The 25418-nt window shown below is 68.5% G+C and carries 19 protein-coding genes, 1 tRNA gene and 1 pseudogene; 9 read left to right on the top strand and 12 right to left on the bottom strand.

The features are described 5' to 3' along the window. Positions 1-121: 121 nt before the first annotated feature. Entirely contained in the window at positions 122-514 is a 393-nt protein-coding gene (locus tag A7E77_RS11980) for a winged helix-turn-helix transcriptional regulator (RefSeq protein ID WP_226341734.1), read from the bottom strand. Positions 515-587: 73 nt separating this feature from the next. Here A7E77_RS11980 and A7E77_RS11975 point away from each other — a divergent pair, with 73 nt between their 5' ends. The 4 genes from A7E77_RS11975 (at position 588) to A7E77_RS11960 (ending at position 2860) form a co-directional block, all read left to right on the top strand. Beyond that, positions 588-1196, top strand: coding sequence for an NAD(P)-dependent oxidoreductase (locus A7E77_RS11975; protein WP_063689939.1), 609 nt, complete (start codon positions 588-590; stop codon positions 1194-1196). A 142-nt stretch (positions 1197-1338) separates the two neighbouring features. Next, positions 1339-1875 (top strand): DUF2975 domain-containing protein, encoded by a 537-nt coding sequence (locus tag A7E77_RS11970; RefSeq protein ID WP_063688265.1) that lies wholly within the window; start codon positions 1339-1341, stop codon positions 1873-1875. Beyond that, the gene (locus A7E77_RS11965) at positions 1875-2093 is read left to right on the top strand and encodes a helix-turn-helix domain-containing protein (protein ID WP_017978131.1); all 219 of its coding nucleotides are present in this window, start codon (positions 1875-1877) and stop codon (positions 2091-2093) included. Before A7E77_RS11970 ends, A7E77_RS11965 begins: the two co-directional genes overlap by 1 nt. After that, a complete protein-coding gene (locus A7E77_RS11960) occupies positions 2090-2860 on the top strand; it encodes a hypothetical protein (protein ID WP_063688263.1) in 771 nt (256 codons plus the stop codon). The genes A7E77_RS11965 and A7E77_RS11960 overlap by 4 nt, the downstream gene beginning before the upstream one ends. On the opposite strand, the gene A7E77_RS11955 is transcribed toward A7E77_RS11960, so the two are convergent. Next, a complete protein-coding gene (locus tag A7E77_RS11955) occupies positions 2857-3609 on the bottom strand; it encodes a metallophosphoesterase family protein (RefSeq protein ID WP_063688261.1) in 753 nt (250 codons plus the stop codon). The two genes, A7E77_RS11960 and A7E77_RS11955, sit on opposite strands and share 4 nt — an antisense overlap. Positions 3610-3628: 19 nt before the next feature. Continuing rightward, a complete protein-coding gene (locus tag A7E77_RS11950) occupies positions 3629-4729 on the bottom strand; it encodes a catalase family protein (RefSeq protein WP_063689936.1) in 1101 nt (366 codons plus the stop codon). A 155-nt stretch (positions 4730-4884) separates the two neighbouring features. Between A7E77_RS11950 and A7E77_RS11945 the strand changes: the two genes are divergently transcribed. Further along, a complete protein-coding gene (locus A7E77_RS11945) occupies positions 4885-7065 on the top strand; it encodes a histidine kinase dimerization/phosphoacceptor domain -containing protein (protein WP_063688259.1) in 2181 nt (726 codons plus the stop codon). Between the two features lie 171 nt (positions 7066-7236). After that, positions 7237-8454, top strand: coding sequence for a sensor domain-containing diguanylate cyclase (locus A7E77_RS11940; protein ID WP_063688257.1), 1218 nt, complete (start codon positions 7237-7239; stop codon positions 8452-8454). Here the strand turns inward: A7E77_RS11940 and A7E77_RS11935 are convergent. Together A7E77_RS11935 and A7E77_RS11930 are read right to left on the bottom strand one after the other, a co-directional pair. Then, positions 8434-9276 carry a hypothetical protein gene (locus A7E77_RS11935; RefSeq protein ID WP_226341733.1) on the bottom strand — a complete coding sequence of 281 codons (843 nt, stop codon included), beginning with the start codon at positions 9274-9276 and terminating at the stop codon, positions 8434-8436. The genes A7E77_RS11940 and A7E77_RS11935 overlap by 21 nt on opposite strands. 143 nt (positions 9277-9419) lie before the next feature. Then, positions 9420-9947: a biliverdin-producing heme oxygenase gene (locus tag A7E77_RS11930; RefSeq protein WP_063688253.1), complete on the bottom strand. Its 528-nt coding sequence runs from the start codon at positions 9945-9947 to the stop codon at positions 9420-9422. 289 nt (positions 9948-10236) lie between these two features. Between A7E77_RS11930 and A7E77_RS11925 the strand changes: the two are divergent. After that, positions 10237-10896 (top strand): annotated as a pseudogene (locus A7E77_RS11925) (DUF47 domain-containing protein); the annotation flags it as partial. 4 nt (positions 10897-10900) lie between these two features. Beyond that, positions 10901-11902 (top strand): inorganic phosphate transporter, encoded by a 1002-nt coding sequence (locus tag A7E77_RS11920; RefSeq protein WP_043059964.1) that lies wholly within the window; start codon positions 10901-10903, stop codon positions 11900-11902. A 61-nt stretch (positions 11903-11963) separates the two neighbouring features. On the opposite strand, the gene A7E77_RS11915 is transcribed toward A7E77_RS11920, so the two are convergent. Next, a complete protein-coding gene (locus tag A7E77_RS11915) occupies positions 11964-14930 on the bottom strand; it encodes a ligand-binding sensor domain-containing diguanylate cyclase (protein WP_078462287.1) in 2967 nt (988 codons plus the stop codon). A 503-nt stretch (positions 14931-15433) separates the two neighbouring features. Here A7E77_RS11915 and A7E77_RS11910 point away from each other — a divergent pair. Further along, positions 15434-15772 (top strand): hypothetical protein, encoded by a 339-nt coding sequence (locus A7E77_RS11910; protein ID WP_063688249.1) that lies wholly within the window; start codon positions 15434-15436, stop codon positions 15770-15772. 84 nt (positions 15773-15856) lie between these two features. Here the strand turns inward: A7E77_RS11910 and A7E77_RS11905 are convergent. The 6 genes from A7E77_RS11905 to A7E77_RS11880 all read right to left on the bottom strand — a co-directional run bounded on the left by A7E77_RS11905 (position 15857) and on the right by A7E77_RS11880 (position 25383). After that, positions 15857-15927, bottom strand: a tRNA-Gly gene (locus A7E77_RS11905). A gap of 46 nt (positions 15928-15973) precedes the next feature. Beyond that, the gene (gene nagE, locus A7E77_RS11900) at positions 15974-17653 is read right to left on the bottom strand and encodes an N-acetylglucosamine-specific PTS transporter subunit IIBC (protein ID WP_063688247.1); all 1680 of its coding nucleotides are present in this window, start codon (positions 17651-17653) and stop codon (positions 15974-15976) included. 20 nt (positions 17654-17673) lie between these two features. After that, positions 17674-20172: a phosphoenolpyruvate--protein phosphotransferase gene (gene ptsP, locus A7E77_RS11895; RefSeq protein ID WP_063688245.1), complete on the bottom strand. Its 2499-nt coding sequence runs from the start codon at positions 20170-20172 to the stop codon at positions 17674-17676. A gap of 95 nt (positions 20173-20267) precedes the next feature. Then, positions 20268-23180, bottom strand: coding sequence for a beta-galactosidase GalA (gene galA / locus A7E77_RS11890; RefSeq protein ID WP_078462286.1), 2913 nt, complete (start codon positions 23178-23180; stop codon positions 20268-20270). Next, positions 23177-24352 (bottom strand): N-acetylglucosamine-6-phosphate deacetylase, encoded by a 1176-nt coding sequence (gene nagA, locus A7E77_RS11885; RefSeq protein WP_063688243.1) that lies wholly within the window; start codon positions 24350-24352, stop codon positions 23177-23179. The genes galA and nagA overlap by 4 nt, the downstream gene beginning before the upstream one ends. Then, positions 24349-25383 carry an SIS domain-containing protein gene (locus A7E77_RS11880; RefSeq protein WP_063689933.1) on the bottom strand — a complete coding sequence of 345 codons (1035 nt, stop codon included), beginning with the start codon at positions 25381-25383 and terminating at the stop codon, positions 24349-24351. Before A7E77_RS11880 ends, nagA begins: the two co-directional genes overlap by 4 nt. Positions 25384-25418: the final 35 nt, after the last annotated feature.

The following is a 25418-nucleotide window of genomic DNA, read 5'->3' as shown; positions in this document are numbered from 1 at the left end:
CCGGCTCAGGCCCCGGCCTGACCTGACAGAAAAGCCGCCGTCCGGGATGCCGGACGGCGGCTTTTTCGTGGCCTGCGAATGGAATGGATTGGACGGTCGCTCCTTTCGGGCGTCCGGGGACTCACATCCGCCGCAGGCGATCGTCGAACTGCAGCTGCGCCGCCTCGACCATCGGCATCGCCGTTTCGGCCCAGTCGATCATCCCCTGCATGGCCGTCAGCAATCCCCGCGCCAGCGGGGTGATGGCGTACGATACGGACACCGGAACACTCTGTTCGACGCGGCGGGAAACGAGGCCATCGCGCTCCAGCGACCGCAGCGTCTGGCTGAGCATCTTTTGCGAAATACCGTCGATGCGCCGCTTCAAGACGCTGAAGCGCAGCTCGCCATCCCCCAGCAGCAGCAGGATCAGGACGCTCCATTTGTCGCCGATCCGGTCGAGCAGCTTCCGCGCGGGACAGTCGCGCGCATAGACATTGCCGCGGTCGATCACTTCCAGGTGACCGGGTAACATAAAGGTGCCGTCTTGCATGGCATCCGGTCGTAGCCGAGATGGTCACCATCGGAAACCATCGAGGACGATGATCATGAAGGTGGCGGTGTTGGGCGCGAGCGGGCGCGCGGGATCGGAAATCACGAAGGAACTGGCGGCGCGCGGTCATCGGGTCACGGCGATCGCCCGGCACCCGGATCGCATTCCCGTAGCGCACGGCATCACGCCGGTCGCCGGCGACGCGCAGGACAGTGCCGCCCTCGCTACGTTACTGCACGGCCATGACGCGGTCGTCAGCGCGCTCCATTTCGACGTGACCGCGGACATGCTGCTGTCCGCCTTGCGCCAGGCCGGGGTACGGCGGCTGCTCGTCACCGGAGGCGCGGGCAGCCTTGAGGTGGCGCCGGGTGTCGCACTGATCGACACGCCGGAATTCCCACAGGAGTGGAAGGCCTTTGCCGAGGGCGGCGTGGCCTTCCTCGATGCCCTGCGCAGCGAACGCGAGATCGACTGGACGTTCTTCTCGCCGGCCGCCGACATTTTCGAAGGCCCCCGCACCGGGCACTTCCGGCTGGGCGGCGACGCGCTGGTGACCGACGACGCCGGAAACAGCCGGATCAGCTTCGCCGATTATGCGATCGCGATGGTCGACGAACTGGAACACCACCGCCATCCGCACGCCCGCTTCACCGCGGCCTATTGAGGCGACGAAGCCGACGGGCGCTTCTGCACGTCGAAAAGGTCGGTAGCGGCTTGCGAGCCGCCCCGACCAGATCAACGCGCTCGGCATATCGTTTTTCAACGAATCACTTGCCGTTTTTCGATATCATGCGCATCATCCGGTTATGGAAGATGCGAAGTCCAAGCCCCCTCGCCTGCTGGTCTGGTCGGTCCGCGCCGTGCAGGCGTTCCGGATCGCCAATGCCATCGCGATCGCCTTTTTCGTCGCGGTGCTGATCGCGACGCTGCCCGGCGCCGAACTGATCGAGCAGCTGCTTGTGCGCAAATATCATGGCCGTATCGACACCGCGGCGGTGATCGCGTTCATGCAATTGACGATGCTGGTCGGCATCCCCGTCGGGGTGGCGGTCGAGCGGCTGCTCAAGGCGTTGCGGGCGATCCTGCGCACGGTCGAGCAGGACGATCCCTTTGCGCGCACCAATGCCGCGCGGGTGCGGACGATCGGGTGGATGCTGCTGGTGATCCAGCTCGCCGACCTTGGCTATGGCCTCGCGCGCGTGGCGGCCAATGTGCTGCACATCGACTATCCCGACTGGCAGCCGAGCTTTACCGGCTGGCTCGCGGTGCTGATCGCGTTCGTCCTGGCGCAGGTGTTCGAACGGGGCGCCGTGATGCGCGACGATCTGGACGGCACCGTCTGATGCCGGTGCGTGTCCACCTGGACGACATGCTGCACGCCCGGCGCATGACGCTGACCGAACTCAGCGAACGCGTCGACATCACCCTCGCCAACCTCTCCATCCTCAAGACGGGCAAGGCCAAGGCGATCCGCTTTTCGACGCTGGAGGCGATCTGCACCGTCCTCGATTGCCAGCCCGGCGACATCCTCACGTTCACGCACCAGGGAGATGAACCATGACCTTCTGGAAGGGCCTTCGGACGAGCTATGGCGGCAGCCTCGCCTTCCTCGCCGCCTGCCCGCTGCTCGCACTGGTGCCGGTCGTCTTCGAGCTGCTTCAGCACGTCGCCGAAGTGCATATCGGGATGTACGACAGCATCGCCGCCGCCAAGGCGCTGGAGCATCATCCGCTGCGTATGGCGCTGGGGATGGTGAAGGTGCTGGCGCTGCTCATCCCCACCTATTGGATCACGCGCTTCGTCCACACGCGCTCGCCCCGGTTCGCGGCGCAGCGCGATCCGCTGGCGATGCGGCTGTTCGCGGGCGTGGTGGCGATCCACATCGCGCTGTCGGCGGCGCAGTTGTTCGGCCTGCCGCAGACGCCGGGGGCGCTGCTCGCCGGTTTGGCGGGTGGCCTGATCGTCCAGTGCCTGCTGGTCGCCTGGACGGTCGCGGCGACGCTGGGCGATGCGTCGATCGGCCCCGTCGCCTCGGTTCGGATCATGGCGCGGCGGCTGCCGTGGACGATCGCCTTTACGGTCGTGGCGATGCTGCCGCTGATGATCCCGCACTATCTGCTGGGCGCTGCGGCGATCGTTGCACCACGCGTGTGGCTTTGGCCGATCCTCACCGTCGATGCGTTGCTGGTCGGCTGGCTGTGCGCGGTCATGGCGGCGAGCAACTATGTCGCCGCGATGCGTGCCATCGGCCTTGCGGGCGGTGCGCTGCGACCGGCGGGAGTGGCGGGCGTCGCAGGGCCGACCACCCTGGCGCCCTATCCCGGCTAAGCGGCCGCTACCGGCGCCTCGCCCATGCGCCTGACGATCGTTTCAAACGCCCCGTCCGCGACGCGGATTTCGTTGAAGGCCGGCGGCGTGTGGCGCGTCCGCTTCGACAATGTGCCCGCGCCGATCATCCGCACGATCCGGCCGTGACGCTCGATCGGCAGGTCGAAGGGATCGTGGACGTGGCCCGACAGCACGGCATGAGCGCCAGCCTCCGCTAGTGCGCCGAGCGCCGCGTCACCGCCATGCGTCTTCGCGGTCCCCTTGGCGCCGCCGTCGATCAGCGGGTGATGCGCGGCGACTAGGATGACGTTGCCCTTGGGCGCCTCCGCCATCATCGTCAGCGCGCGCCGCAGCGATCCCGAACTCACCCGCCCCTTCGACCAGTTCCACCGCCATTGGGCGCGCGCCGTCGTCTTCAACGGGACGATGGTGACGCCCGGCAGGTCGAGCTCGCGCTCGATCATCCGCTCGACCGCGGCATAGCGCTGATACGGCGCGAACAACCGGCGGAACGGGTCCCAGTAATAGGGGATGTCGTGGTTGCCGACCTCCAGCGTGACGGGCACGCCCAGGCTCGCCAGCCATTCGCCGCCGCGCTGGAATTCGCGGCGGGTGGCGCGCATCGTCAGGTCGCCGGTCATCACGACGGCATCAGGCGCTTCGTCGGCGACGCACTTGCCGAACCAGGCGATGGCGGCAGGATCCTCCGCGCCGAAATGGACGTCGCTGACGTGAAACAACCGTATCATGCTGCGCTGCTAGGCCGGATCACGCGAGGTCGGCAAGCCGCGCCGGCTCGTGCATCGGGCAGCCGTTGAAACTGCGGCGATAATCGGCGGAGAAGCGATAGGTGTCGCGGCGTGCGCGGTTGACGTTGCCGAGGGGCTGGTGCGCGGCAATGCCGTGCCAGATGCTGTAGGACAGCGCCTCGTCGGTGGCGCGCGTCTGCTCGTCGTCCCAGCCGATCTGCGGCGGCACGTCGAGCGTGGCGACCGTGACGAACGGGCTTTGCGCTTGGTCCCATTCGACCGTCGCATCCTCTACCGGCATCGCGTCGAGATCGGTGTTGAGCTGGACGCGCAGCTCCCACTGACCGCCATGCGCGATCAACGTGTCGCGCACCGCCGCCCGCAGCGCATCGCGATCGTCCGAGGTGTCGACGACAGCCCCCGTCAGCGCGACGAGTGCGGGCGACACCGGGAATAGTGCGAACTTGGCGACATGGTCGCCGTAGCGGAACGGCGTCTGGCTATAGAACGTCTCGCCCAGCGGATGGAGGTGCGGCGCGCCCCCCAACGTCTTCAACGTCGTCGACGGATGGCCGACCGCCTCCAGCCCCGCCTCGATCCCGCGCAGCACCTTCGACAGGACGACCTTGCCCGTCTCCATCCGATCGGTCGTCTTGGCGAGCAGCTTCAGGTTCTTGAGGAAGGCCTGCGCATCGGGCGCGGCGAATACGGGACCGTCCGCCATGACGAAATCCTGCGTCCGGTCGTCCTCGGATCCCGGCAGACGCGCGCCGTCGACATCCAGCACCTTGAGCGCCAGCCCGCGCGGCAGCCCGATCGCGTCGGGCAGCAGATCGCCCGCGTTGGTCGACAGGCGCAGCACCGCCTCATGCGTGCCCGCGCTTGCGAAGATGCCCTGTGCGAGTTCGGTCGGCAGCCCCTCATGGATCGTCAGCGTACCCCGCGCGATGCCATGCGCCTTGGCGTGCACCGACCGCACCGCCCGGCCATAGTCTCGCGATGTCGTGTCGAGTATGTCGCGGAAGGCGTCGGTCAACCCCGCGATCGTCTCTGCCTCATCCGGGTCGATCCGCTCGACATCGGGGCTGTAGCGGATCGGGGTATGAGCGAGCATCGACATGTCCTTGAAAGTCCGCACCGCCAACCCGCCATGGCCGCGGCGCGTTCCCCCAAATTCTTCGGCACGCCCACAATATTGATGCAGATTAATACGGGGCGGATTGTAATGCCTTGTGAGCGGGACCATGCTGTCTCGCGGATAGTATCAGAGTGATAATGGCGATTTCCCACCCGAACCGGGCCAGCGATGCGGCGGATTCGCCTCTCGACCTCACCATTTGCGATCGCGAGCCGATCCACATTCCGGGCGCTATCCAGCCGCACGGGATGTTGCTCGTCGCGAGCATCGAGGGCGACCATGCGGTGGTTGCGGGCGCCGGCGATCTGGAAACGCGGCTGCGCAGCGACTGGCTGGGGCAACCGCTCGCCACGCTGATCGGTCAAGAGGTGGGGCCGCTCATCGAAGGGCTATCGGGCGGACTGAACGCCCAGATGCCGCAGCCGATCGCCGGGCGCGACGAGCGCTTCACGGTGGCGCTGCACCGGTCGAGCACGCATCTGCTGGTCGAACTCGAGCCGATCGAGGCGGATGCGACCACCGCCGCTGCGACGCTGGCGTGGCTGGACGCCGTGGCCAGCAGCTTCGAGCGCGCGACGGACAAGACGACGCTGTGCGCGCGGGCCGCTGCCGCCTATCGCACGCTGACCGGCTTCGATCGGGTCATGATCTACCAGTTCCTGGACGATGGCGCCGGCGTCGTCGTGGCCGAGGATCGCGCGCCGCATCTACCGACGTTCCTCAACCATCATTTCCCCGCGAGCGACATTCCGAAGCAGGCGCGTGCGCTGTACGTCCGCAACCGGACCCGGGCGATCCCCACGGTGGACTATACCCCCGCCCCGCTGCGGCCGGCGGGCTTCACCGGCGTCGATCTGTCCGACGTCGCACTTCGCCACGTCTCGCCGATCCACCTTCAGTATCTGCGTAACATGGGCGTGGGGGCGTCCGCGTCGATCTCGATCGTCAAGGACGGGCTGCTCTGGGGCCTGATCGCGTGTCACAACGACGGGCCGCGCCAGCTGCCCGCGCCGACCCGCAGCGCTGCCGCCACGCTGGCGAGCGCCCTCGCCCGCCAGATCCGCACGAAGGAAGAGGCGGCGGCGTATCGCGAGCGGTTGCAGCTGCGCACCGTGGAGGACGGCCTCGCGCCCCGGCTGGGCAATGAGGGCACGCTGCCGCAGATCATCCGCGCGACCCGCGACGAATTGCGCGAGATGCTGGATGCCGACGGTCTGGCGCTGGTGACCCGCGATCATGTCGAGGCCAGCGGCCGCTGCCCGCCCGACGCCGTGCTGCGCGCGATCGCACGCTGGGTGCATGAGCGCGGCAACGAACCCGTGGCGACGCACGAACTGCCCGCGCTGATGGGCGTGGAGGACGATGTGCTGACCTATGCCAGCGGCATGATCGCCATGCCGCTGCGCCAGGAGGATGCGACACTGCTCTGGCTGCGTGCCGAGCGGGTCGAGACGATCGAATGGGCGGGCAACCCACACAAGGCCCCCGGCCACAGCGCCGGCCCGCAGGCGAACGACGCCGCCGCGCTCACCCCCCGCGCGTCTTTCGCCAGCTATGTCGAGACGGTGCGCGGGCGCGCGCGCCGCTGGTCGCAGGAGCAGGTGGAGGCTGCGCACCGTATCCGTCGTCGCCTGTTCGAAGGGCGCCAGCAGGTCCGCCTGCGCAGCCTGAATCGGGAGCTGACGCGGACGCTGCGCGAAAAGGAAACGCTGCTCGCGCAGAAGGACGTCCTGATGAAGGAGGTCAACCACCGCGTGCAGAACAGCCTGCAGCTGGTCGCGTCCTTCCTGCGTCTGCAGGCGAAGACCGCCGGCCCGGGCGCCATTGCGGACCATCTGGCCGAGGCGCAGGCGAGACTCGCGGCGGTCGCCCTGGTCCATCGCCGCCTGTATCGCGACGATCAGGTCGAGAGCGTCGATCTGTCACGCTATGTCGAGGAACTGGTCGGCGACATGCGCACCTCGCTAGGGGCCGACTGGGGACGCTACCTGACGCTGGATCTGGCGCCGGTGCTGGTGCCCACCGATCGTGCAGTGAACATCGGACTGATCCTCACCGAACTGGTGATCAACGCGACCAAATATGCCTATGACGGCGCTGCCGGTCCGCTGGCGATCACGCTGGAGCAGCATGGCGGTAGGCTGCGGCTGATCGTCGCCGACGATGGGCGCGGTCGCGGCGAGGCGAGCGGCGACGGTCAGGGATTCGGCAGCCGGATGATGGTCGCGATGGTGCAGCGCCTGTCGGGCACGCTCGATTATCACGACAACATGCCTGGCCTACGCGCCATCATGACCGCCCCGATCGCGGAAGAGTGAGGCGCACACCCACAATTTTATACTATTGAGATACAACGATATCTCCGATCACCGCAGTCAACGCGCCGGATTTCTCGATCGTTTCCGCACCGAAATGAGGCGCGGCTAAGCTTTATTTCACCTGTGCTGGTCTAGCATTGGTTCTCGTAAAGGTAATCGGGAACGTGACGGATGACGGTGCCATTGAGCCATGGCGATGCGCGTGGGACGGCGATGTCCGGGCCACGCATCGCGGGAGCGCGCGGCATCGACGCCCTGCCGCCCGTCATGCCCCACGATACGGCGCCGTCGCGCATGGCCCGTCTGTCGTCCTGGCTGACCGGCGGCACGGCACGCATGGCCGGGTCGGGCGAAGACGCCCGTCGTGAGGCGGGGCGGCGGCTTTTCGCTCAGATCGGCGATTTCCTGTCGGCCCACGATCTGTCGCCGACCGAAGCGCACTTTCGGATCGCCCGCCGCTATGTGCTGGGCGAGGACAACCGGCTGACGCGCGCGATCGACGACGAGCTGGCACGGGCCGGGCGCCTGAATCCGGAGTTCGTCGATGGGCTGGCGGGGCAGGCCGAGGCGGAGACTCATCGTCAGGCCGAACGCATGGCGTCAATGGCCGACACGCTGTCGCGGCGCCTGCGCGATTCGGAGCGCGTGATCCGTCAGGGACAGGCCTCGACGCGCGACTATGAGACGGCGTTGAGCGCGGAGGCGGACGGTCTGGATCGTGATCCGCGCGGCACCGTGGCGCGACTGATCGACCTGACCGCCGCCGCCGTCGCCCGCACCCAGCAGCTCGCCGAGCGGCTCGACGAAACCCGCCGCGAAACCGAGACGCTGCGCACCACCTTGAAAGAGGCGCAGCGGGCCGCGGACGAGGATCACCTGACCGGCCTGCCCAATCGGCGCAGCTTCGACGCACGCTTGCGCGCGCTGAGCGGCGACACCGACATCGACTGGGCCGAATCCCGCCACAGCGTCGCGATCTGCGACATCGACAATTTCAAGAGCATCAACGATCGTCACGGCCATGATGCCGGCGACCGCGTGCTGAAGATGATCGGCAAGCATCTCTGCCGCGAACTGGGCGTCGCCGCCTTCGTCGCGCGGCATGGCGGCGAAGAATTCGCCTGCCTGTTCGAGGATATGGACCCGGCCGACGCGATCGACCGGCTGGACATCGCGCGCGAGGCGCTCGCCGCCCGCACGCTCGTCAACCAGACGACGGGCGAGGGAATCGGACAATTGACCTTCTCGGCTGGCGTCGCGGCCTTTTACGGCAATCCGGCCAGCGCGATGCGCACCGCGGACGAAGCCCTCTACCTCGCCAAGCGGCGCGGTAAGAACCGCGTGCTTCAGTCGCAGCCGGGCAATCGCTCAGACGAACTGGACGGCTGACGGACGGCCGTCGATGTAGACGCTGGCCGGCCGGTCGATCGGAAAGCCGTTGGCCACGGCATGCGTCACGATCAGGCGGATGTTGCTGTAAGTGCGCGCGCTGGTCTCGGCGGCACCCGGCTGGGCCATCCACGCATCCGACACGATATACCCCTTGGCCACCCGCTCCAGCGATCCCGCCTCTTCAACCAGCAGCTTCAGGCGCCGGCGGACCGTGGTTTCCGGCAGGCTCATCGCCTCGGCAAGCGCGGCGGGCCGCACCGCATGGTCTGGGCCGAACCCGAATGGCTGTCCTGCGGCGCGGCTGCGCTGCAGGTTCGCATAGAGGACGGTCGAAAACAGCATCAGATCCAGCCAATTACGATGGATGGTCCGATTGCTGTCGACCGCCGCCAGCATCACGTCGACCGACGCCGCGATCCCGACCTGCGGATCATAGGGCTTGGCGGCGGGCCGGGCGCCGGTCCACTCGCCGAGCTGTTCCAACCCCTCGACGAAGCAGACGAAACTGTCGTGCGCCAGTCGCATCATCGCGGCGATGTCGGGCCGCTCCAGCACCTCGGCGCGCACCAGCACGCCATATTGCCCGCGCACGCACAGACCCGCCTCCGTCAGCGCGATGACGTGGCGGCGTACCGTTTCGAACGAGCGCGACAGCGAGATGGCGAGCGAATGCGTGGATATTGCCTTGCCGCGCGGATTGCGGCGCAGACTTTCGCGCACGATCAGCGAGAAGATGGCAAAGCGGTCGACGTCGCCTTCGAAGCTACGCAGGCCGGCCGCGTTGATCCGCGTCTGCATCTCGGCCAGCAAGAATGTCACTTTGCCGACGTTCGGCGCCATTGGTCCACGACCCCCCTTTCACCCCGGCTCGCGAATGACAGGTACGCTGGCAAAAGCGTAGCATTTTGGACTTATCTTATGCCAAAATGAGTAATGACGGTTAAATCTACGTCAATCTGCCGCTACCTCTTGGCATGCGCGGCCATGAACAGCGCGAAGGTCGCCTTGGCGCCGTCTACCACATCCTCACGCCATGCCGGCGGCGCCGTCGCGGCGCGCGCGTCGAGGCTTGCCAGCAGCGCCCGCCAGGCACCGGGCGCGTGACGCGCCGACAGATAGGCATGCGGCAGGCCCGCGGCGATGCCGCGCGCCAGCACTTGCCCGCCCAGCCGCGAACCCTCCGCAACATACAGCGCGCCCCAGGTCGCGGCCTCCTTCTCCGGCAGATCGAAGGGCAATGGGTCCGGCATACCGACATCGAGCGCGGCGAGGTCCGATACCAGCAAGGGGGTACGCGGCGTCCAGGCGGGCAAGCCCCAGGCGGGGTCGGCACGGGCCAGCACCGCCTCCACAACCGGCACAGCACGGGCGTGGGCGGTGAGCATGCGGCGATAATCGTCGCGCTCATCGAGGCGCATCGTGCCGAAGGCGGCGTCCACCCGCTCGTGATCGATGGCGGTGGCGGCGCGGAGCGTGGCGACGAAGGACATGCCACGGCCCTGCCCCGCGCGCTCGCCCTTGTCGAGCGCAAGGAAGAGCCGGGGCCGTTCCGCCCGGTCCTGCCGACCCCGTTTTTTTCCAGGCCTTGCCCCACCGTTCACGCGGGCTGGCGCAATTCGCGATGAGTCATGCTATCGTCATGGAAACTCGGCATGGCCGATGTGTCTTCCGCCGGACAAGTGGCCGCTTCCCGCGCGTCACCCATCCGTCCCGGTCCGGCGCAACGGGCAGAAACGGCTTGCGTGCCGCCTCTCCCGGCTCCATGCGCGCCGCGCCATTACTGAAAGGTCTTTTATGGTTGCCTGGTTCCAGGCGCTGATGCCGAAGCAGGGTCGCTTCTTCGAACAGTTCGAGGCGCACGCCGCCACGCTGGTCGCCGGTGCCGATGCCCTGCAACAGCTATTCAGCGGCGATGGCGCGATCGCGCAGCACATCGCGGAGATCGAGCATCGCGAGCATGAGGCCGACGACATCACCCGCGCGGTGTTGCAGGACGTGCGTCGCGTCTTCGTGACGCCGTTCGACCGCTCCGCGATTACCGACCTGATCGGGGTGATGGACGATTCGATCGACCAGATGCACCAGACGGCGATGACGATCGATCTGTACGGCGTCACAGCCTTCGCGCCCGACATGCGCGCGATGGCCGATCTCGCCGCCGAAGCCGCGCGCGTCACCGCCGAAGCGATCCCACTGCTGCGCAAGCTCGACAGCAACGCCCCCCGCCTGCACCAGCTGACCGAACGGCTGGTTGCGCTGGAGGGCGAGGTGGACAAGCACCACGCCCAGGGCCTGCGCGCGCTGTTCAAGGAATGCGGCGACAACCAGACGATGCGCTTCATCGTCGATCGTGAAATCTACAGCCATCTGGAAAAGATCGCCGACCGGTTCGAGGATATCGCAAACGAGATCCAGGGTCTCGTGATCGATCACGCGTGATCCGATGACGATCTCCTTCACGCTGCTGGTCGCGCTGATCGGCGTCGCGCTGCTGTTCGACTTTCTGAACGGGCTGCACGACGCCGCCAACTCGATCGCGACGGTGGTTTCGACCCGCGTCCTGAAACCGCATCACGCGGTGCTGTGGGCCGCCTTCTTCAACTTCATCGCCTTCGCCGTGTTCGGCCTCCACGTCGCGCAGACGGTGGGCAAGGGCATCGTCGATGCGCAGATCATCGACCCGCAGGTGATCTTCGGCGCGCTGATGGGTGCGATCGCGTGGAACGTGATCACGTGGCGCTACGGCATCCCGTCGTCGTCCAGCCACGCCCTGATCGGCGGATTGCTCGGCGCCGGCATCTCGAAGGCGGGCTTTTCCAGCGTCGTCTGGGCCGGTGTCGGCAAGACGGTGGCCGCGATCTTCCTGTCGCCTGCGGTCGGCCTGATCCTCGCGCTCATGCTGGTGCTGGCGGTCGCCTGGTCGTCGCTGAAGCTGACCCCCATGGGCGTCGACCGGCGCTTCCGCAAATTGCAGCTGGTGTCCGCCGCGCTCTACAGTCTGGGCCACGGCGGCAACGACGCGCAGAAGACGATGGGGATCATCGCCGTCCTGCTTTATTCGCAGGGCATGCTGGGCGGTGAATTCCACGTGCCCTTCTGGGTCGTCCTGTCCTGTCAGGCCGCGATGGCGCTCGGCACCATGTCGGGCGGGTGGAAGATCGTCCACACGATGGGGTCCAAGATCACGCGGCTGACGCCCGCGCAGGGTTTCTGCGCCGAGACCGGCGGCGCGATCACGCTGTTCATGGCGACGATGGGCGGCATCCCCGTATCCTCGACGCACACGATCACCGGCGCGATCGTCGGCGTCGGATCGGCGCGGCGCCTGTCGGCGGTGCGCTGGAACGTCGCCAGCCGCATCGTCGTCGCCTGGGTCGTCACCCTCCCCGCCGCCGGCCTGATCGGCGCGGCCTTCTACGAAGCGGCCGCTCTGCTGAGCCGGTAAGGCGCCGTTCAACGCGGGCGAGCCGGTCTCGCCCGCCGCGTTATCGTGAGCAGGGGCGTCCTCAGTCCGCCACCACGCGGTTCCGGCCCCATGCCTTGGCGCGATACAGCGCGGCATCCGCCGCCTTGAAGATGGTTGAGGCGTCCACGCCGCGCATTGCGCAGGTCGCCACGCCGATGCTGATCGTAATCGCAAGATCCGGCGCGATGCCCCCGTAATCGCGCTGCTGCACCGCCGTCCGGATGCGTTCCCCGATGCGCGCCGCCTGTACGGCATCGGTGTCGGGCATCAGCAGCGCGAATTCCTCGCCGCCCAGTCGCGCGACCAAATGATCCGCGGGCGCAGCATGGCGCAGCACCTCCGCGACCGCGCATAGCGCCAGGTCGCCGACGACATGCGAATGGCGATCGTTGACCTGCTTGAAATGGTCGATGTCGACGATCGCCAGCGACCAATGGCGCCCGTCCTGCGCGCTGATCGTCGCGACGTCCGACAGCATGTCGTTGAAGCGGCGGCGATTGGCGACCCCGGTCAGCGGGTCCTCGTTCGCCAATTGCTCCAGCGCATCGGCCTGCCCCCGCAGGCGGTCGAGCAGTTGCTCGCGCTCCTGCGCCACCTCTTCCAGCACATGGCTCTGTTGTCGCAGTTCGGCGGTGCGTGCATCGACCAGCCTCGCGAGCTGCCGTTCGCGTCGCGCCATCGCCAGCGTCCGCCAGCGGTGCAGGCACCACAGCGCCAGGATGACCAGCGCGGCACAGGCCAGCTGAAACCATGAGCGTTGCCAAAGGAACGGTTCCAGCCGCACCGTGATCGTCTTGTCCGGCCCCCAAGCGCCACGCGCCTGCGCCGCCTGGACGCGGAAGGTATAGGTGCCGGGCGGCAGGGTGGTGAATTCCGCCGTCCGCTGCGACTCGCGATCGACCCAGCCGGTATCGAAGCCGTCCATTTGCGTGCGATAGCGAATGCCCTGCGGCAGCAGGTAACTGAGGCCCGCATAAGTGATCGTCAGGCGATGCGTTCCGGCCGGCAGCACGTACGCCCCGTCCGGCCCCGCCGTCATCGGCTGGCCATCGGCCTCGACGCTTTCGATCGCGACTGCGGGGGGCGACATGAAACGGAAGTGGGCCAGCCGGCGCGGATCGACGAACGCCACGCCCTCTGCCGTCGCGATCCAGATCGTTCCGTCGCGCCGCAGCAACGTCGTCGGCCCCGACGCACCGTTGCTCTGCGCACTGGCGAGGCCGTCCAGCGCAGTAAACAGATCGGGCGCGATACGGGGCAGCCGGCCGTCCGCGGCCAGACGCAGCGCCTTGAAGCAGACGTGAACGATGCCCTTGTTGCTGCCGATCCACGCAGATCCGCCGCGCCCGACCGTCATCTGGAACAGCCCGTCGACGGGCATGCCGCGTTCGATGCCGATATGGTCCAGCTGGCCGTCGCGACGATGCCGGAACAGGCCGCGATCGGTGCTGATCCAGGTGTCGCCCGTCTCCGGATCATGGAAGAAGCCGAAGACGCTGTTGGCTTGGCCCGCGCCCATGATGTCGATCCGATGTACGCCACTGTGGTTCCACAGCCATGCGCCGCTCACCGTGCCGACCCACAGCCCCTGGGGCGTTTCCGACAGCGCATAGACGATTTCGGCCGGCAGATCGTGCGTCCGCGGCAGGCGGACGTGGCCGGCAGGATCGATCAGCGCGACGCCGCGCTGCGTCCCCGCCCAGACGCCCCCACCCCGCGCCTGCGCGAAGGCGCGAACGTGATTGGCCGGCAGACCCTGCGCCTGGGTGATGCGTCGGACGACCCGCCCGCCGCGCGCTTGCAGCACACCATCGCCGAAGGTGCCGATCGTCAGCAGGTCGTCGGGCCCGGCGGACAGGCTCATGACCGATACGCGATTGGCGGCCGGCCCCAGCGACACCGGTCGCGGCACGCCCGACGGGGGTACGACGTCCAGCCCCTTGCTCGATCCGACCCACAGGCTGCCATCCCGCGTCTCGGCGAGCGCCCGGACGTAATTGCCGGACAGGCCGTCTTCGGCCCTCAGATTGGCGAACAACGCCTTGCGCAGCCGAAACAGCCCGCCATTGGCGCCGACCCAGATGCTGTGTTCGCGATCCTCGAACAGTGCGGTGATCCGCCCCTCGGGCAGGCCGTTGCGCGTCGAAAAGTGATCGACGCGCGTGCCCTTCACCCGCAGCAGGCCATCATTCTCCGTGCCCAGCCACAGGTCGCCGTTCGTGGCGTGCAGAAAGTCGCTGAAGCGTTTGCCGTCGGGTTGCCGGAACACGAGGACCGCACGCCCCCCCTCGACGCGGAACAGCGACGATCCCGCCGTCAGCCAGATGCGTCCCGCCTTGTCGCGAAAGGGCATCGCCTGTCCCGGCGGCAGGCCCAATTCGGCCGACATGGCGCGCAGGCGACCGTCGCGATCGACACGATAGGCGCCGTCCAGCGTCCCCAGCCACGGCCGCCCTTCGGCGTCGATGGCGATCCGCAAGACGGTGATCGGCTTCCCCATCGGCCCGCGCAGCACCGTGAAGCGACCATCGGGATCGAGTCGTCCGATCCCCAGCCGGTCGAAGCCCACCCAGACGCGACCCGCGTCGTCCACCGCCATCCGGTTGATCGCGGCCCGCGGCATGCCCTGCGCCCGGCCCCAGAAACGCCAGCGCCCGGCAGGATCGCGCCGCCCCAGATTGCCGCGCGTATCGCCCGTCCACAGGTTGCCCAACCGATCGGCGGCGATCGTCGCGATCGCGCTGTCGGGCAAGGCGGGCGTCGACATGCGCGAAAAGGTCGTGAAGCCGACGCCATTGTAGCGCGCCACGCCCTCCCATGTCGCGAACCACAGATATCCGTCCCCGGTCTGCGTGATCGCATGGACGGCGTTGTGCGGCAGACCCGCGGACGTCGACCACGCATCCTTGGCGAATCCTTCGATCGATTCGCGATGCGCGGCGGGTGGCGCAGCCGGCACGGCTGCCGACGCCACCGCCAGCATGCTGATCAGCGCGAGCGCCAACACCCGTCCAAACCTCACTCCGCGCCGCACTACCCACTCCGGTCGATGACGAACGCGATGTAACGCAAGGATATTAACAGGCTCGAACCGGACGCTTCGCGCATGTGCCCATTTTGGCGGATTATCGCGACGCCGACGCTGGCGGCGGGCAGTGCTTTGGGCTGGATGTTCGTAACCCGCTCGCCGGTGCCTCAGTGGAAGGCGGCGAACGTCCGGTAGTGGACGTTAGCTGTTCCAAGTATTATCAGATCGAGAGCGCGCCTCTGCATCATCGTTCGTGGGACGGATCGCCCTCAAGCCGCTGAAGAATTGCCAAACGGCCCAGCCCATTGCGACTGCGGTCAGAGCCAGAAACATGGTCTTCATGTACTGGCGTACCATGCCGCCAGACACCGCTCAACGGTCGCTACCCCCGAAAGCAGACGGACCACGTTCGCCCAGTAGCGGACATCCCTGAGCTTCCGTAGAATGTGCCTATGGCAGCAAAATCATGGCTAGGCGGAGCGATGCTGATCGGCGGTTTAAGCCTGATGATCTACGTTCTGGCGAGTAGGGAACAACAGCTGCCGAAGGACCGAGCCAACGGATCCTACGCAAGCTCGTGCTGCGGCGTGATGGTCCTGCAAGATGGAGAAATGCACATCGGCAAGGCCGTGATTCCCTATACAATCGAAGCCGACAAAGTGGGTGCATACATCCTGCCCGCGAGCTTCGTCGGGGAAGGAGAAGGGGGCTATCGGGTTGATAGCGGGTCAGCGCCGCTCAAGCTTCGGCTCGATGACGCGGTCCGCCCTACGCGAATTGCGTTAGATCGTGGACATACGGCAGCTCTGTTCGAGATGTAAGCGGGAGTGTCTGCTTACTTGCCAAAAGCGGACATCCCCCCCTCCCCCACCAGGGTTCGAGCCGGTTCACAGGAGGAAGACGGGAGCGGGTGAAGGGAATCGAACCCTCGTATTCAGCTTGGGAAGCTGCTGCTCTACCATTGAGCTACACCCGCGCAGGCGCTCGGTTAGCCGGGCCGCCGCGGGGATGCAAGCGGTGTGTCAGGTCAGCAGGTGCAGCGTGTCGGGCGCGGCCCAGGCCAGCGCGCGGCCTTGGGCGGCTAGCGCCTCAGCGTCGACGCGGTTCCGATCGGTAACGACGATGCGTAGGCGCGTGCCGTGGCGGCTGGCCGAGGCGACATTGCCGCCGCCGCCCAGCGCCGCTTGCAGCGTCGGCGACAGGTCCACCGGCGCCGCGGCCGGTGTCGGCTCCGCAGCGACAATCGGGGCGCCCTCGCCCGCGTCCCCCGCATCCAGCGCCGCGCGCATGTCCATCGCGAGCGCATCCGCGATGCCTCCTACGATCACCTGCACCGACGTCCCGGACGGACGCAGCACGCCGCGCGCGCCGAGGCTGCGCAGGCGCGCTTCGTCGATCGCGGTGGCGTCCGCCACGCCCAGGCGCAGGCGCGTGGCGCAGGCGTCGATGCTGCGCAGGTTTGCGCGCCCGCCGAGCGCGGCGACGAAGGCCGCGGCCTTGGCATCCGCGGGGACGGCGGCGGCCGGTGCGGCCCCCGCCTCCACCGGCTCGCGGCCCGGCGTCTTGAGGTCGAATCGCACGATCGCCCAACGGAACAGCGTGTAATAGACCAGCGCATAGACCGCGCCGACGGGCAGCAGCATCAGCGGCTTGGTCGCCTTTCCGTAGTTCAGCACGTAATCGAACAGGCCCGCCGAAAAGCCATAGCCCATGCGCACGCCGAGCGCGTTCATGATCGCTTCCGACAGGCCGGTCAGCACTGCGTGGATCGCGTAGAGCACGGGCGCGAGGAACATGAAGCTGAACTCGATCGGCTCGGTCACGCCCGTCAGGAACGAGGTGAGCGCAAGGCTGAAGAGCATGCCGCCCACCGCCTTGCGCCGGTCGGGCGCGGCGGCGTGGTACATGGCGAGGCACGCGGCGGGCAGGCCGAACATCATGACCGGGAAGAACCCGCTCATGAAGCCGCCCGCGGTCGGATCGCCGGCGAAGAAGCGCGTCAGGTCGCCGGTCTTGCCGTGATAATCGCCGACGACGAAATAGGCGACGTTGTTGAGAATGTGGTGCAGCCCCGTCACCAGCAGCAACCGGTTGAGCAGGCCGAAGGCGAACAGGCCGAACCCGCCCGCGGCAACGACGCCGCGGCTCAGCGCATCGACGCCCGCGTTGATCCCCGCATAGCTCGGCCCCAGCAGCGCGCCGATCGCCAGGCCGGCGAAACCGGCAAGGATCGGCACCAGCCGCCGCCCACCGAAGAAGGCGAGATATTCGGGCAGCTTCACGGTGGCGAAGCGGTTGTAGAACAGGCCGCCGACCAGGCCTGCGATGATGCCGATCGGCACCTGCAGCTTGTCGATCGCCGCGCCCTTCCACGCCGTCGCCAACGTCGCGGCGATGGCATCCGCGGTGCCCGGCGGTACTGTGCCCGGGGGCGGCACGAGAAATACCTGGGCGGTGTTGCCGATGGTCAGATAGCAGACGATGCCCGCCATCACCGCGGCACCATTGCCATCGCGCGCGAAGCCGGTGGCGACGCCGACCGCGAACAGCAGGCCAAGATGCGCGAAGATCGCGTCCCCCGCCGCGCTGACGAAGGCGATGTTCAGTAGGTCCGGCTGCCCCAGCCGCAGCAGCAGGCCGGCGACGGGCAGCACCGCGATCGGCAGCATCAGCGCACGGCCGAGCGGCTGGAGGAAGCTCATCACGGAAAAGCGGGACTGGCTCATCGGGCGGCCTCCTCGGCGAAACGTCGGGCAAGGCCGCGGACCTCGGCGGCACTGGCGGCAGAGAGCGCGGCGGCGGCAAGGTCCTGCACCGCGGGCAGCGTTAGCCGCGCGACGAGCGCCTTGATCGCGGGCACACGCGCCGGCGGCACCGACAGCGTGCGGACGCCGAGGCCGACCAGGATGGGCGCCGCCAGCGGATCGGCGGCAAGGCCACCGCAGACGCTGACCGGCACACCGCGCGTCGCCGCGCCGCGGCAGGTCATCTCGATCAAGCGCAGCACGGCGGGGTGCAGCCCGTCGATCCCGGCGGCGAGCGCCGGATTGCCGCGGTCCATCGCCAGCACATATTGGGTGAGGTCGTTGCTGCCGATCGACAGGAAGTCGCTGTGCGACGCGATCAGGTCCGCGGTCGCAGCGGCGGCGGGGGTCTCGACCATCGCGCCGAGTTGCACCGGACCGACGCCGAGTTCGTCGCGCAGGGCATCGAGCGCGGCGCGCACCGCGACCATCTCGTCGACGCTCGCGACCATCGGCACCATGATGCGGCACCGCGCGACATCGGGGACGGAGAGGATCGCGCGCAGCTGCGCATCGAGCACCTCGGGCCGGGCAAGCGCGACGCGGATGCCGCGCAGGCCGAGCGCGGGATTCTCTTCCGTGGGGATATCCAGATAGGGTGCCGGCTTGTCGCCGCCGACGTCGAGCAGGCGGATCACGACGGGCCGGTCGGGCAACGCCGCGACGATACCGCGATAATCCGCCGCCTGTTCCGCGACGTCGGGCGGCGTCGCCCGATCGAGGAACAGAAATTCGGTGCGCAACAGGCCGCAGCCCTCCGCCCCCTGCGCCGCGGCGGCCTCTGCATCGGCAAGGTTGCCGAGATTGGCATAGACGTGGATCGCCTGTCCGTCCGCGGTTGTCGCCGGGCGGTCGCCCGCGGCGAGCGCCGCCGCTTCGTCCGCGGCGCGCTGCGCGATCGTATCGCGCGCGGCGGCAAGGCATTCCTCGGTCGGATTGGGGATCAGGATCGCGGCATCGGCGTCGAGCATCAGCACTGAGCCGTCGCCGATCGTGTCGATCGCGGTGCCGAGCGCCACGACCATGGGTACGCCCATGCCCGCCGCAAGGATCGCGACGTGCGACGTCGGCCCGCCGCCTGCCAAAGCGAAGCCCGCCACCTTCGCCGCCGACAGGGCGCCCAGCTGCGACGGCAGCAATTCGTCGGCGAGCACGATCGCCCCCGCGGGCACGCTGGCCAAGGCCGGCTGCGTGCCGAGGATCGCATGCACCACTCGCAGCGCTACGTCGCGAATGTCGTCCGCCCGCTCGGCGATGCGCGCGTTGCCGGAGGCGCGCAGCGCTGCGCCCTGCGTCTCCGCCGCGCTCAGCATCGCCGCGGCGGCAGACAGGCCGTTGGCCACCGCCGCATCGGCACGCGCGCGCAGATCCGGATCGGCCAGGATCGCGCGATGCGCCTTCAACACACCGCCGAGATGGCCGGGGCGCGCCGCCTCTGCATCCAGCGCCCCATCGACGCTGGCGATAGCGGCAGCGAGCCGCTCGCGCTCGACGACGACGCCTTCGCCGGCGCTGGGCACGTCGGGCAGTTCGGCACGTAGCCAGAAGGCGGGGCCGATCGCGAGGCCCGGCGCCGCCGACACGCCGCCCAGCACGCCCGGCGGCAACGCCGCCGGGGTGGCGCGCACCACCGGCCGGGCGGCGGGGGCCGGCGCCGCTGCATCCTCCACCTCATGCGTCAACAACGCCTCGATCGCGGCGATCACCCCCTCGGCACCGCGACCGCGCGCGACGATCGTCACCGGGCTGCCCGTCGCAAGGCCCAGCGACAGCAAGGCGATCGGGCTCGATGCCGCAGCCGTCTGGCCCGCCGCGATGAGCTGGACGTCGGCGCCACTCTCGCGCACCGCCGCGACGATCCGCGCGGCCGGGCGAGCATGCAGCCCGTGCGGCAGGCGCACGATCGTCTCGTGGCGCACCGTCTCGCCCGACGCGGCGAAGGTGGCGGCGTCGGCTGCACCGCTGACGATGCGGACCAGCGGATCGCCGACCGCGACCAGCCCCTCGCCCACCGCATCGGCCAGTGACACCGATGCGCCTTCGACGACGATCACCGGCGTGACCGCAGACGCGGCGCCGAGCACCACGGCGTCGAGATCGAAGCGGATCAGCGGATCGCCGCTGCGCACCGCATCGCCGGGCGCGACCAGCGGCGTGAAGCCCTTGCCGGCCATCGCGACGGTGTCGATGCCGATATGCATCAGCAGCGCGACGCCCTCGCCCAGCCCCAGCGTCACGGCATGGCCGGCAGCATGAACGGTCAGCACGGTCGCCTCGCAGGGGGCATGCAGCGTGTCGCCGACGGGGTCGATACCCAGCCCCGGCCCCATCATGCCCTCGGCGAACACCGGATCAGGAATCCCGCCGAGCGGCAGCACCCATCCTGCCAGCGGCGCCTTCAGCTGCACGTCGATCATCCCGTCATCCCTTCGGCCGTTGCCGCCGTCCGCCACCGCTCCCTGACGGGGCGATCATACCGATTGCATACCAATCGCAAAGTAAATCTGTAACATCAACGGGAGAGTGCAACGGGCCCGACAATTCCCGACGGCGTCTGCGCATCCGCCTGCACGATCAACACGATAGTTCGCTCGCCGCCACCAGGCGGCAGGGCGGCTGCAATTGGTCCGGTCGCCGCATCGGCCTTGTCGGCGATCCGTACGCCATCGACCCACAGCTCCGCCCGCCCGGCGACCGCAGCAAAGGCGATGCGGCTACCCTTGGCGGCGATCGCGCGGATCGGCGTCACGCGCGCGCGATAGACCTGCCAGCCCCCCTGCGGTTCGGGCGCGGTCGCGGTCCCGCTGCGGACGAAGCTCCAGCTGTTGTTGTCGCCATCCGCCGGCGCCAGGCTGGCGTCGGGCTTAGCGCTCAGCCGCGGCGAGCGACGCCAGGAGTCAATCGTCCGCACCATCGTCGCCGTCGGCACCTGCACCCGCGGCGTCGCCGCCAGCCGGTCGATCCGCAGCGTCGCCGGCTTCAGGCCGGGCGCCGTCGCACGCAATGCGATCCGCCCACGCGACCCCGCATCCGCCTGCACGATCACCTGCGCCAATCCGTTGAACAGCGATCGGGCGTTGCCCTTTTCGGACTCGTGGCTGTTGGGATCGCCATTGCCCAACCCGATGATCGTAGCGCCCTCGATCGCGAAGCCGACCGGCAGGTTCGCGGTCGGCACATGCCGGCCCTTCGCATCCACCGCATCGACGGTGACGGGCTGCACGTCCTCGCCATCGCCCGCCATCACACGCCGCGCCGGCGTCAGCCGCAGCGCGACCGGCGCACCGACCGTCTCATGCCCCGCCCGCGAGACCTCGCGGCCGCCGCGATACGCGATCGCCTCCAGCGTTCCCGGCGCATAGGGCACGGTGAAGCCGTTCCCCATCAACCGGTCGACCGCCCCCTCGCCAACGACCCGGCCGTTCAGCGTCACGACGATCCGTTCCGCGTTGGACATGACGAGCAGCTTGATCGGCTGGCCTTCCTTGCCCGGCCACGTCCAGTGCGGCGCGATGCCGATCACGGGTGCGTCGTCGATCCAGCCGGCGCGGTGGATGTCATAGGCGGTCTTGCGAAAGCCGCAGAGGTCGAGGATCCCGAAGAAGCTCGCGATCGTCGGCCAGGCGTAGGGCGTTGGCTCGCCATGATAGTCGAAGCCCGTCCACACGAAGCCGCCCGCGACGAACGGCCGGCTTGCGATCTTCGCCCAGCCAGCGCGATGCGTCTCGCCCCAGGCGGCGGCATGATCGTCCATCGACGACAGGACATGCGCCGCGGCATCGTCGGCGAAGGCGCCGCGCGTCATGAACGCGCTGGTATCCTCCGAACTCGTCATCGGCTTGGTCGGATTCAGGCGATGGAACTTGTCGTAATCGCCGGGATAGTAATTGAACCCGACGACATCGACGACGCTCGACACATTGTGCGGGTTGAAGAACGACCCGTTCATCGCCGCGGTCACCGGCCGGCTGTCGTCGAGGCGGCGCACCGCCGCTTCCATCCGCCGCACCATCTCGACGCCCGCCGCGGTGCCCTGCATGGGCTCTTCGTTGAACACCGACCACAGGATGACGCTGGGGTGATTGCGGTCGCGCCGCACCAGCCATTCCAGCTGCGCCATATAATCGGGCGAGGGATTGAAGTTGCGGTTCTCGTCCATGACGAGGAACCCCATCCGATCGCAGAGTTGCAGGAAGGCGGTGGCGGGCGCGTTGTGCGAACAGCGGATCGCGTTGCAGCCCAGCTCCTTCATCCGCTCCAGCCGCCACATCAGCAGCGTGTCGGGCACCGCCGTGCCGACGCCGGCATGGTCGAGGTGCAGGCACACGCCCTTCAGCTTGACGTGCTGATCGTTTAAAAAGAGGCCCTTGTCGGCATCGAAACGGATCGTGCGGAAACCGACCTGTACCTGCCGCGCGTCGACGCTTTGCCCGTCACGTTCCAGAGCAACCGCCACCGTGTAGAGCGTCGGCGTCTCGACCGACCAGCGCTGCGGGCGCGCGATGGTCAGCGTCGTCGTCAGCTCCGCAGCGTCGAGCGGTGGCACCGCCACCAGCTCGCTCGTGGCAGTCGCAACGGTCCGCCCGGCCGGATCGACCAGGCTCGCCACCGCGCGCACGCGCACCGGCGCCGCCTCGGTCGAGCGCGCGGTGACGGTCACCGGCACGCGCCAGGCGTCGCCGCCATCATGGCGCGGATCGCAATGCACGCCATCGGTCTCGATCGACACCGGTGCGCGGCGCGCCAGCCAGGCATGGCGGTACAGGCCGGCACCTTCGTACCACCAGCCCTCCATCGCATCGGCATCGACGCGGATCGCCACGACGTTCAGGGCATCCCCGAACCGCGCGAACGGCGTGATGTCGAGGTAGAGGCTGTTATAGCCCGACCAATTGTGCGCGACCGGACTGCCGTTCACCCAGACGGTCGCATTGGTCGCGATGCCGTCGAACTGCAATTCCAGGTAACGCCCCTCGTCGGCGGGATCGAGGCGGAAGGCACGGCGATACCAGCCGATCCCGCGCGGACGGTAGCCTTGCGACGGATTGGCGCTTTCGACGAACGGCTGGAAGCTCGCCCAGTCGTGCGGCAGCGTGACGGGGCGCCATTCGCTGTCGTCATAGTCCATCGCCGCCGCACCGCGGGCGTTACCCGCCTTGGCGCGCAGATACGTCTCTTCGTGTGTCGTCGCGGGCGGCACGATCACGTCGCCCTCATGGAACAGCCAGCCCGTGTCGAAGCCGATCCGCGACGGATCGATGACCGGCAGCGGATCGGGCAGCCGATCGGTGGGCAGCGGCATCGGCAGAGCGCCATAGCCCGTCGCGCTCTTGGCGGAGGCGATGGCGGGCAATCCCGCCGACAAACCCAATGTCAGGCCGGCACCGGCGGCTGTCCCGAGAAGCTGCCGCCGGTCGATCGTCATGCGTTTACTGCCTCATGCTCTTTCGCCGCGGCGCCCGGCACCGCGACGCCGCCGATCACCGTCTCGACCGGCGCCATCGCCGCGGTCAGTCGCGCCCAGTCTGCCCGCAGCCCGGCGGCGAGCGTGCCCCGCTCCGCCTCCAGGCCCAGGAAGGCCGCGGGATTGCCCGCCGCCATCCGCGCCGCCACCGCCGGCTCCAGCCCCAGCATGCCCATCGCATTGGCCACCGCGGTCGCCATATCGAGGTCCGATCCGGCGAGCGTGCCGTCCTCATACGCGCAGATGCCATCCGCCACGCGGATCTGGCGCCCTTGCAACACGAAATCCTTATGTTCCGCGCCGACCGAGGACATGGCGTCGGTGACGAGCATCATCCGCTCCGGCCCGCGCGCGCGGATCGCGATCCGCAGCACGGCGGGGGCGACATGCACGCCATCGACGATCAGCCCGCACCACGGCCGCGGATCGTCGAGCGCCGCGCCGACCAAGCCCGGCGTCCGCTGCACCATCGCCGGCATCGCGTTGAACAGATGGGTGATTCCGGTCAGCCCCGCATCGAACGCTGCGAGCGCCGTGTCATAGGGCACTTCGGTATGCCCCGCGCTGACGCGGACGCCAGCCGCCGCCAACCGGCGGATATGCTCGATGTTCGCGAGTTCGGGCGCGATCGTCACCATCGTCACGCCGCGCCGCGGCTTCGCGAGCAGTGCGACCATCTCCTCGTCGAGCAGGCGGAAACGCCCGGCGTCATGGATGCCCTTGCGCGCGACGTTCAGGAACGGCCCCTCGATATGCACGCCGACGACGCCCGGCACGCCCGCGCCGATCGCCTGATCGACGGCATCCAGCGCCAGCGCGATCCGGTCGGGCGTGTCGCTGATCAGCGTCGGCATCAGCGCGGTCGTGCCATATCGCGCATGGGCCGCGGCGATGGCGCGCACGCCCTCGACGGTCGGCTCGTCGTTCAGCAGTACGCCGCCGCCGCCGTTGACCTGCGTGTCGATGAAGCCGGGCATCACCCAGCCCCCCTCCAAGTCGACCGCATCGGTCGCCGCGCCATCGAGCGGGCGAATGCTCGCGATCCGGTCGCCGGTGACGACGATCTCGGCGCCGCGCCACACGGCATCGCCGACCACGACGTGGCCGTTGGTGAAGCGATGGGCGGTGCTCATAGCGTGCGCGTCACCTTGGCGAGATGCGGCGGCGAATCGGGATCGAGGCCGCGATGCCGCGACAGCGCCTCCGCCAAACCATAGAAGCTCGCCAGCATCAGGATCGGCTGCACCGCCGGGTGCGCCTCCAGCGCCGGCAGGTTCGCGCGCGCGTCGCCGGCATGCGCCGCCAGCACCGCCGCGCCGCGTTCGCGGAACGTCTCGACCACCGCCATCACGTCGTCGCCCGCCGCATCGGACGTGGCGAGCGCCAGCACCGGATAGCCTTCACCGACGATCGCCATCGGGCCATGACGAACCTCGGCGGCGCTGAACGGCTCGGCCTGCAACTGGCAGGTTTCCTTCAGCTTCAGCGCACATTCCTGCGCCACGCCGAAGCCATAGCCGCGACCGATCACGAACATCTGCTTGGCCTCGGCGAGCACCTCCACGCCCGTGCTCCAGTCGAGCTTCACCGCCGCATCGAGCTGTTCGGGCAACGCCGCGACCGCCGCCTTCAGCGCTGCGTCGCCCGACCAGGCCGCGACCAGCGCCGCGAGGCCCGCCATCGCTGCGATGCACGACTTGGTTGCCGCGACCGACTTCTCCGGCCCAGCCGACAGCGCAAGCAGCGTATCCGCCATCTCGGCGAGCGGCGACGTTTCGTCGTTCACCAGTGCGACGACCTCCGCCCCCGCCTTGGCATGCGCCTCGACGGTCGCGAGTAGGTCCGGGCTACGGCCCGATTGCGAGATCGCGATGCAGAGCGCGCGACGCGTCGACACCGGCGCATCGAACAGCGACACGACCGATGGGGCCGCCGACGCGACCGGCACGCCGACCATCGTCTCGATCAGATACTTGCCATAAGTCGCGGCATGATCCGACGACCCGCGGGCACAGGTGACGACGACGTCGGGCGCGTTCGCGCGCAGGCGCTCTCCCAGCGCGGTCAGCGCTTCGGCATTGCGCGCGACCAGCCGCGCGACGGTCGCCCCCGCCTCCAGCGTCTCGGCGCGCATCAGCGTCGTGCCGATCGTCGTGTCCGTCATCGTATCCGTCGTCACAGCAAGGCGCCCTTCGCTAA

It is taken from the genome of Sphingomonas sp. NIC1, from assembly GCF_001638925.1.
Lineage (GTDB): Bacteria > Pseudomonadota > Alphaproteobacteria > Sphingomonadales > Sphingomonadaceae > Sphingomonas > Sphingomonas aquatilis.
Note: the sequence above shows the minus strand (reverse complement) of the source record. Positions and strands in the feature narration are given on the sequence as shown.

What these genes read in the sequence shown, in the direction of transcription:
- A7E77_RS11980 (WP_226341734.1), bottom strand. Translation starts at nt 514, where the DNA reads ATGTTACCCGGTCACCTGGAAGTGATCGACCGCGGCAATGTCTATGCG.
- A7E77_RS11975 (WP_063689939.1), top strand. Translation starts at nt 588, where the DNA reads ATGAAGGTGGCGGTGTTGGGCGCGAGCGGGCGCGCGGGATCGGAAATC.
- A7E77_RS11970 (WP_063688265.1), top strand. Translation starts at nt 1,339, where the DNA reads ATGGAAGATGCGAAGTCCAAGCCCCCTCGCCTGCTGGTCTGGTCGGTC.
- A7E77_RS11965 (WP_017978131.1), top strand. Translation starts at nt 1,875, where the DNA reads ATGCCGGTGCGTGTCCACCTGGACGACATGCTGCACGCCCGGCGCATG.
- A7E77_RS11960 (WP_063688263.1), top strand. Translation starts at nt 2,090, where the DNA reads ATGACCTTCTGGAAGGGCCTTCGGACGAGCTATGGCGGCAGCCTCGCC.
- A7E77_RS11955 (WP_063688261.1), bottom strand. Translation starts at nt 3,609, where the DNA reads ATGATACGGTTGTTTCACGTCAGCGACGTCCATTTCGGCGCGGAGGAT.
- A7E77_RS11950 (WP_063689936.1), bottom strand. Translation starts at nt 4,729, where the DNA reads ATGTCGATGCTCGCTCATACCCCGATCCGCTACAGCCCCGATGTCGAG.
- A7E77_RS11945 (WP_063688259.1), top strand. Translation starts at nt 4,885, where the DNA reads ATGGCGATTTCCCACCCGAACCGGGCCAGCGATGCGGCGGATTCGCCT.
- A7E77_RS11940 (WP_063688257.1), top strand. Translation starts at nt 7,237, where the DNA reads ATGACGGTGCCATTGAGCCATGGCGATGCGCGTGGGACGGCGATGTCC.
- A7E77_RS11930 (WP_063688253.1), bottom strand. Translation starts at nt 9,947, where the DNA reads ATGTCCTTCGTCGCCACGCTCCGCGCCGCCACCGCCATCGATCACGAG.
- A7E77_RS11920 (WP_043059964.1), top strand. Translation starts at nt 10,901, where the DNA reads ATGACGATCTCCTTCACGCTGCTGGTCGCGCTGATCGGCGTCGCGCTG.
- A7E77_RS11910 (WP_063688249.1), top strand. Translation starts at nt 15,434, where the DNA reads ATGCTGATCGGCGGTTTAAGCCTGATGATCTACGTTCTGGCGAGTAGG.
- nagE (WP_063688247.1), bottom strand. Translation starts at nt 17,653, where the DNA reads ATGAGCTTCCTCCAGCCGCTCGGCCGTGCGCTGATGCTGCCGATCGCG.
- ptsP (WP_063688245.1), bottom strand. Translation starts at nt 20,172, where the DNA reads ATGATCGACGTGCAGCTGAAGGCGCCGCTGGCAGGATGGGTGCTGCCG.
- galA (WP_078462286.1), bottom strand. Translation starts at nt 23,180, where the DNA reads ATGACGATCGACCGGCGGCAGCTTCTCGGGACAGCCGCCGGTGCCGGC.
- nagA (WP_063688243.1), bottom strand. Translation starts at nt 24,352, where the DNA reads ATGAGCACCGCCCATCGCTTCACCAACGGCCACGTCGTGGTCGGCGAT.
- A7E77_RS11880 (WP_063689933.1), bottom strand. Translation starts at nt 25,383, where the DNA reads ATGACGGACACGACGATCGGCACGACGCTGATGCGCGCCGAGACGCTG.